3 protein-coding genes are annotated in these 8,893 nt (G+C 40.4%); all 3 read left to right on the forward strand.

Going from position 1 to position 8,893, the window contains the following annotated elements; genetic code table 11:
- Positions 1 to 32 precede the first annotated feature (32 nt).
- The 3 genes from FTU65_RS11875 (at position 33) to FTU65_RS11885 (ending at position 8,790) form a co-directional block, all read left to right on the forward strand.
- Positions 33 to 7,076 (forward strand): hemagglutinin repeat-containing protein, encoded by a 7,044-nt coding sequence (locus FTU65_RS11875; protein ID WP_180066819.1) that lies wholly within the window; start codon positions 33 to 35, stop codon positions 7,074 to 7,076.
- 18 nt (positions 7,077 to 7,094) lie between these two features.
- On the forward strand, positions 7,095 to 7,715 hold the full coding sequence (locus FTU65_RS11880; RefSeq protein ID WP_154320123.1) for a hypothetical protein: 621 nt from the start codon (positions 7,095 to 7,097) through the stop codon (positions 7,713 to 7,715).
- A gap of 154 nt (positions 7,716 to 7,869) precedes the next feature.
- Positions 7,870 to 8,790 (forward strand): hypothetical protein, encoded by a 921-nt coding sequence (locus tag FTU65_RS11885; RefSeq protein WP_180066820.1) that lies wholly within the window; start codon positions 7,870 to 7,872, stop codon positions 8,788 to 8,790.
- The last annotated feature ends 103 nt before the right edge of the window (positions 8,791 to 8,893 follow it).

The following is an 8,893-nucleotide window of genomic DNA, read 5'->3' on the forward strand; positions in this document are numbered from 1 at the left end:
CTCCCAAATAAAGACACATTGGTAATTGAAAAATGAATAAGAACTGCTATAAAACGATTTTTAGTCAAACCCGTGGTGAAATGATTGCTGTTGCAGAAAATGTCGCAGCTGCAGGACAAGCCTCAACACAGAATAATAAAGCGGTTGATCTTGAAACACCAGTCGTTGCTTCTGAAAAAAGTTTAGCTTTAAAAGTTCTTTCATTTTCATTGATGCTGATTACAGGCACTGCCCTGATCAATGCATCTATTGGTGTATCGCACAGCAATGTTGTTGCAGACTCGAATGCGGCAGGCAATCAGCGTCCAACGATATTGAACAGTGCCAATGGCACAACGCAGGTGAATATTCAAACCCCAAGCAAAGCTGGGGTATCGGTGAATCACTACCAGCAATTTGATGTGAATCAGAACGGTGTCATTTTAAATAACAGCCGCCAAAATACTCAAACGCAGCTTGGGGGTTATATCCAAGCCAATCCGTGGCTTGCAGGCGGTGAAGCCAAAGTCATTGTTAATCAGGTGAACGGCAGCAATCCAAGTCACTTAAATGGCTATGTAGAGGTCGGTGGACGTAAAGCAGATGTGATCATTGCCAACCAAGCTGGGATTAATGTCGATGGTGGCGGTTTTATCAATGCAGGTGGGGTGACTTTAAGTACCGCCAATCCGAATATTCAAAATGGACAAGTGACAGGTTATCAAGTCCGTGACGGGGTGATTAACATCACAGGTCAGGGCTTGGATGCCAGTAAAGCCGACTATACCCAGTTACTCAGCCGTGCTGCACAGATCAATGCGGGGATTTGGGCTAAAGAATTGACGGTGGTTGCTGGACAAAATGATATTGAAGTTAATCCGCAGGCTGGTGCGATACAGGCGGCTTCGGGGTTGGCAGGCACTGTGCCACAGTTTGCCATTGATACCAGTCACTTAGGCGGAATGTATGCGGGCAAAATCAGTTTAATCAGTACCGAACAAGGGGTTGGGATTAACAATGCAGGGCAAGTGTTTGCTTCAGCCGGGCATATTAAAATCAGTGCCAATGGCGAGCTGCAAAATAGCGGTGCAGTAGTTGCAGAAAATAAAGTCGATAGCACCCCAGCGAGTTTAAATCTTCAAGCAAAAGATTTAAACAATAATGGCAAGATATTAAGTCTAGGCGATCAACGCATTCAGGCTGAAAACGTCAACAATACCGGCCTCATTAATAGCCAAGGTTTAACTCGTATTGATGCCAGTCAAGGCATCCAAAACGTGGGTACAGGTCAAATCTATGGTGACCATATTGCCCTGCAAGCCGCGCATCTTCTCAATGCAGAACAGCAAACCAATGGCGATGTCAAAGCAGGCACGATTGCGGCACGTCAACGCTTAGATATTGCAGGCGGAAAAATTGAAAACCGAGAACAAGCCTTAATTGCCAGCGAAGGTGCGCTGACTGTTGGTGGACAACTCAATGCAAACCATATGGCAGAAGGCTCTGCCGCATTATTAGACAATGCCAGTGCACGTATTCAATCCGTGGGTGATATGTACTTAGGCGTGGATATTTTGACCAACCGAAATTTGCATTTCAGTTCAAGTGTCAAAGAAATACCAGAAACCCGCAAAGATGTGACCGCTTATCAAGGTGCTGGAAGCGCTGAAATTCTTGATTCATCGCATATTACAGGTCGTGGCAGTTATGACAGCATTTATCTGGATGGTCAAAAATATGAAGACTATACCCGATATATCTACAACCAGTACGAAACCCAACACTATGTGGATTCCAGTGCACCAGCGGAGATTATTTCAGGTGGCACACTGACGCTAAAAGGCCAAAGCCTGACCAATGACAAGAGCCAAATTCTAGCGACGAAAGGCATTAATATTGAACAAAATGAAGTGAATAATATTGATGCTGAGGGTGAGCATCGTGTGATTAAAACGGGGACATCACAGTATCACTATGTAGGTTGGAATACATTAGGTACAAGTAAACGAAGTAAGTGGAACAGTGTTAAACCCTATAATCCAGCTGATATCGTAACGCCAATAAAACTTGATGTGGTGAAATATGATGGTGCTCACCAAGGCACATTAAATGGTGATACCTCAGAACTCAGCTTACCGCTGCAATCCTTATACAGCGTTAATAAAGAAAATAATAACCGCCCTTTGATTGAAAGCAGCGATGCCTTTACCAATTATAAAAATTGGTTAGGCAGTGATTACATGCTGCAAATGTTCACGACCAACCCACAAAATATGCAAAAACGTTTAGGGGATGGTTATTACGAGCAAAAACTGGTCAATGACCAAATTGCACAACTGACGGGTCAAGTTTATTTAGATGGTTATACGAACTTCGAGGATCAATTCAAAGCCTTGATGGATTCTGGGGTAAGTGCTGCCAAAGATCTTAATTTAAGTGTTGGAGTGAAGCTCTCAGAAGCACAGATTGCTCGATTGACCAGTGATATGGTGTGGCTGGTGACAGAAACCATTACCGTTGATGGCGAAAAAATCCAAGTCTTGGTACCGAAAGTGTATGTTGCGGTACAGTCGGGGGACTTAAACAACAAAGGTGCCTTGATTGCAGGCGAGACGGTCAATTTAAAACTGAGTGGGGATTTAAACAACCAAGGCAGTATTGCTGGACGCCAATTGGTGAGTCTTGAAGCCAATAACATTAATAACGTGGGTGGCTTAATACAAGGTCGAGATGTCTTTGCGACAGCACACACCGATATCAATAATATTGGTGGGACAATGACCGCCAATCAAATCCTTGCCCTTGATGCGGGCCGAGACATTAACAACATCACCACGACGATTAAAACTGAAAATAAGCACGGTTTAAGTGAATTTAGCGCTGAAAACATTGGCCGTGTTGCTGGGCTGTATGTACAAGATGCGGATGGTCAGCTGGTTGCCAATGCCAAGAATAATATCAATCTGACTGCATCAGATCTACAAAGCCAAGGTAGCATTGCGATCCAAGCGGGACAAGACCTGAATCTTTCTACGGTGAATGTCAGTCGCAGTGATTTAAGCTCAGCAGGTGACAAGGATCAGATTCTGAATGCTTCGAGTCGAGATGTAGGGACGCAGATTCAGGCGAAAGGAAATATTTCCCTGCAAAGTGGTGCCAATACTCAGATTAAAGCCAGCACCTTGAACAGTACGTCGGGCAATGTAGTGATTGATGCTGGACAAAATGTCTTGATCGAAAATGGACGAGATGAACGCAGTTCTCAGCTTGCAGCCCAAGAAAAAGGTGGCTTCTCTACAACAGATAAAAAAATCCAATCTTCGACCAGTCAATCGATTGCAACCGACATCCAATCGGGTGGCAATATCCTGATCAATAGCCAAACAGGAGATATTCAAGCCACGCACCTGCAAGCTGGTGCGAAAGACAGCATTCAAATTACGGCAAACCAAGGCAATGTAAAACTTTTGTCAGATATTGATACTGATATAAAGAGCACGGAAACAGCCAAGAAAAATACAATTCAATTTAAAAACCGTCAATCAGGATATATCGACGAAGATGTTGCACAAACACAGCTCAAAGCTGGCAAAAATGTTGATATCAATGCCGGTAAAAATATCGAGCTGCAAGCCAATGATATACAAGCTCAAGACAATATTTATATTGGCAATAAACAATTCGAACGCCAAGCGGATGGCAGTTTAAAATCCAAAGATGGTAATGCCCTGCCCGAAAATGTCAGTCTGACGACATTAGAAACCAATGATCAGCAATGGGATGAAACCCAAAAAGGTTATCGTGGCATTGCCAAAGACTTAATGAAAGTGACTGCTGTTGGCTTAGCGGGTATTGAGGCTTTAGCTCCGGGATTAAAAGCACCGAAGATCACGATCGGAGAATCATCGAGCACACGGACTGAGCAAAGAACACAAACAGGGACCGATCTTGGTGCCAATAATGTCTATGTGGGTTCAGCAGGTCAAACGACACTGACCAGTAGCAACATTGATGCACAGAACACGGTCTTAGCGGGCAAAAAAGTCACGCTCGATGCAGCAGAAGAACAACACAAAACTGTTACGTCAAACAGCAAAGAAACGGTACAAGGTCTTGGGGTTAAGCTGAATAAAGACAGCATTCGAGTGGGCGGCTTTGTACTTGAAGACGCAGAGAATACCGTTAAAACTACAGCCACAACGCATAAGTCAGGCAATATCAATACTGAAAATTTAACAATTCAAGGTGCAGAAGGTGTAGATATCCTCGGCCAAAATATCACAGTGACAGGTGATACGATCATTGATCATGGTCGAGGAAATCTTAACATAGGCGGTTATGAAAATAAAACCACCACAGAAGAAAAGACTCATACTGAAACCATCAGTACAGAAGTCGGCATTCGCAATGCCTATTTAGATGCAATCTTAGCGGTAGAAGCTGTTGCAGATGCAACTAAAGCCTTATCTAAAGCTAAAGATGATTATAGCCAAGCACAACGTGACTATGCAGCGGGTCGAATTACCAAAGGAGCCTTAGATGACAGCAAAGCCAATGTCGCAATGGCAACGGCCAATGTGGCAAGTGCACAGATTGCTGTAGGGGCAGCAGCCGCATCTGCGGCTGCAAGCAGTGCAACCTATGGCTTTACTATTGGTGCCAATGGTGAAAGGATTGAAACTACGACGACCACGAATACAGAACAAAGCCAATGGCAAGGTAGCAACTTAGATTTAAATAACCTTCAGCTTAAATCAGAAGGCCAAGACATCAATATCCAAGGCAGCCGAGTGAATGCAACAGGCACCACGACCTTTGATGGCAGCAAAGACCTCAATGTGACTGCAGGCGTCGAGCATAGTAAACAGGACAGCAATAGTAAAACCAATAGCCAAAGTGTGAGCTATACCTATGGCGGTGGCGGCAGTGCTTCAATAGGCAAGCAAACCAGCCAATCACAAAACGAAAGCCTCACCCACGTAAATAGTGAAGTTGTGCTGAATCGTACTGAAGGTGCAATAGACAAACTGAATATTCAGGGCGGTGAGGTTTCTATCGCTGACCGAGGTAATCTACAAGTAAATCAGATCCATGTAGAAAGCTTGCAGGATACAGAGACTAGCAGTAATAGCAGCAAAGGCGGAAATATTGGCTTAGGTTTTGGTTCTAACGGTAAAGCCAGCAATATCAGCGCTGGCTATAACCAAAGTAAGGGCAGCATTGACAGTGCATGGGTAAATGACACTAGTAAGCTGCTGATTGGCAATGCGCAGAACGATGCTGATCTAGATGCGATGGGTGTTAAAAATATTACCAGTATTGGTGGTGTGATTGCCAATGCGACGAAGAATGAAGACGGCACATTAACGGATCACGGTAAGCTGAACTATTCAGGCGAACTTGCGCTGAAAGACATAGAAGATCATAACTACAACAGTAGCAGTGGTTTTAATGTATCAACGACGATAGGCAAAACCACGAACAACAAAGATGGAGAAAAATCCAAATATCCAAACGGTTCAACCACCATTGGCCTTAACAGCAGTGGACAAGAAACAGAACAATTGACTAAGGCAACGATGGGTCAAGGGACTGTTGCAAATGCCCCAGACAGCACCAATCGGGACATTAATAATACGCAAGAAATTACTCGTGACCAAGTGACGGGCATGCTGGATGGTTCTGTGACGGTTGATCAGCGTTTACTGAGTAAGAGTGGACGGGCGGAGATTATTCAAGAGCAGAAGGAATTACCTGAAAATTTCCGTCAAAGTGCTGAAAATATTGTGAAGCAAATGCCTGAGGGAGAATATAAAGAGAAGGCTTTACAAAGTTTAAATAATATACAAGCAAAACTTTATAGTTTACCAGCAGATTTTGAGGGTTTAGAGGAATATGGGCAGCAAGTTGCAGGGGAGCTATTGAAAAATGGTCTTGAAATTAAAGAGGTCGAAAAGATTATAGATACAGATAATTATTGGTATGCAATTCAAAAATTATCTGCTGTCCAAGAACAATTAGATATTTTGAGTCAGAATGGTAGTGGCATTGAACAGATTCTTAATTCTGAGCTCTCTAAAGAGCAACCAATAGTCAACTCAAACTCCTTAATTAGTATATTAGCTGAAAATACAGATAGTTCTCTTGCTGTAAAAGAAACGGATTTACTAGGTTTTAAATTTTTACATGCGGCAGCAGAAATTAGTAAAAATATAGAAAAAATTTCTGTAGATAGTGGTGTTGACATTGAAAAAATACAACTTGCTGCTAGCGTGTTGTTAGGAGGGCCTGTAAAAGCAACAGCAGGATATATAGTTAATCAATTTAGTGGAGAATATATTGATTATGCTACAAATGCGGTATCAGATCATTTAGTAAAATCACTCTACGGACTTTCAGATGGTCTATATGATGATTGGAGTCGGTCTGAAAAAATTAGTGAGTTGAAACAGCTTGGACTAAGCGATGATGATTTTCAACGAAGTCTTAATTATGCGGAATCACTGCAAAATGCAAAGCTAGGTGCTACTTTTATTGTTGGTATAGCTGCTGAGACACTAATTTCAGGGAAAGGAAAAGCTAAAAATAGTGATGAAATATCAGTAAAACCTACTGTTCCTGATTATGTTACTCGTAATGATCATGATTTTTCTGCTACAGAAAATTATAAAGGTAAACCAAAAGCTTACATAAATGACAAAGGTGATTTGGTTGCTGCAAACCCTGAAGGAACAGGATCTGTTCAATCTCATATTAGAGGTGGTAATTCTGAGAATACACCATACATTTCAACAAGTGATCCAGCAATAGCTATTGATTCTAAAAATTATGGTGGTGAGCAAATTAAGATTGATACGAAGCGATTGCAGGAAGATATTGATGCAGGTAAGATTTCTGGTAGTCAGATTGTGACACATACCGAAGTTAGAAAGGAATTACAATCTAAAGTCGATGCAGCTCAGGCGAAATATGATCGTAATCCTAGTAAAAAAAATCGAGATAAATTAAGAGATGCAAATAAAGATTTGAATCATGCTATTAGAGATGGGGAATGCTTAATCAAAGGTTGTGTTCCATCAGAATACATAAAGAAATAGTTTGTAAGGAGTATAGAGTTGGAACAGAAGATTATAGACTTATTAAATGAGATTCCTGATAGTGTCAATTATACAGATATAGCAGAGGACTTAGATGCTGAAGATATTTCAGTTAGCCGTATAGAACAGTTAAGAGAATTATTAACAAATTCGGATGACTATATTGTATTCCAAGCTGCTAAATTGTTGACATTTTGGGGAGATGATTATGGTTTTAATGCTTTAACTGCATTATTTGAAAACAATAAATTAAATGGTTTTATTGATCATAGGCTAAATGGTTATGATGATACATTGCAACATGTTCTTAGAGCATTTATTCGTTATTGGGCTGATAAATCTGACCATGGTCTAGGTACCTTAACAAGAAAAAAATTGTTTCCATATATTGTCAAAATAATAGAGCTTGCTAATACTCAACCTTTTGGAATAGATTCTTTATTTGGTTTAATAATCGATGAGGACTTCAAAGAATATATTCCATTTTTAAAAGAACATTTAATTTCAATCATTGATCATCCAGAAATACATGGTTGGAAAATTCATGATGTTATTGAGTTATTTTTAAAAATTGAACCTGATTTTGTATATAAATTATTGGATGAAAAAGGAAAGACGTTAAAGGATTTTAATTTTTGAAATTAATGTATCGACCAGTATTGGTATTCCACAAAAGGGAACTAAAGAAGCTTCTACAGCTCCAAAAGGTTCAACGACCATTGGTATCAATAGCAGCGGGCAAGAAACAGAACAACTGACCAAGGCAACCTTAGGTCAAGGTACTGTGACGAATGTGAAAGATACCACCAACCGTGATATCAACAATACCCAAGAAATTACTCGTGATCAGACCACAGGTATGCTGGATGGTTCAGTAACGATTGATCATCGATTACTGACAGAAGCTGGACGACAGGAGATTATTCAAGAACAGAAGGATTTGCCAGAGAATTTCCGTCAAAGTGCAGAAAATTTAGCACAAGCCTTACCAGCGGGTGAGTATAAAGATAAGGCTTTACAAACACTAAATAATATTCAGGCAAGGCTTTACAATTTACCAAGTGAATATAAAGAAACGGGTGTAGTTGGTGACAAAGTTGCAAGTGAATTGCTCAAACGAGGGATAGAGCCAAAAGAAGTTGAAGCTTTATTTTCTAAATTAGATTTTTTCTATGCAGCAAAAGAGTTTAGTGAAATTCAGAGTCAACTAGATACATTAGCTCAATCTGGTGTTGGTTTAGAAACGATTTTTAAACAACCTAAAATAGGCGTAAATGAACAAGAAGTAATTTATGCGAAAGGAACTGACATTGAGACAAAAGTTACGACCCAAACCACAGTTGGTATGACGATATTAAGCAATATTGCTGATTTAGGAAATAATATAAAGCAGATTAGTGAAGATACTGGAGTTGATTTAGGTACTGTTCAACTTGCGGTAGGACTAATGATTTCAGGCCCAGTCCGTTTAGCAATTGAGACAGGAAAATCTTTAGCTTTAGATAGTGCGGTAGGAGCTGAAATAGCTCAAGGATTTGATGCGCTGGCGACATCATTAACTGCCGCCGCTCATGTTACCAATTCAAATACGATTAATAATTGGACTAATTCAGAGAAAGTTAAAGAAATTGAAGCCTCAACATCTGAAAATAAATTAGATGAATTGAAATTTGCAAATGAAATTGAAAAAAATCTCTGTACACGACAAAAATAGATAACTCATTGAAATAATGTCACAATAATTGTTTTCTAACGACGAATACTATGACACATCTCAATGAGTTATATCTTATCTTAAACAAATCTCTAAAATGGAA

Source organism: Acinetobacter sp. YH12129, assembly GCF_013418685.1.
Classification (GTDB): Bacteria; Pseudomonadota; Gammaproteobacteria; order Pseudomonadales; family Moraxellaceae; genus Acinetobacter; species Acinetobacter amyesii.

Bases quoted from the DNA above. Each gene is read 5' to 3' on its own strand.
- FTU65_RS11875 (WP_180066819.1), top strand. From the start codon at position 33: ATGAATAAGAACTGCTATAAAACGATTTTTAGTCAAACCCGTGGTGAA.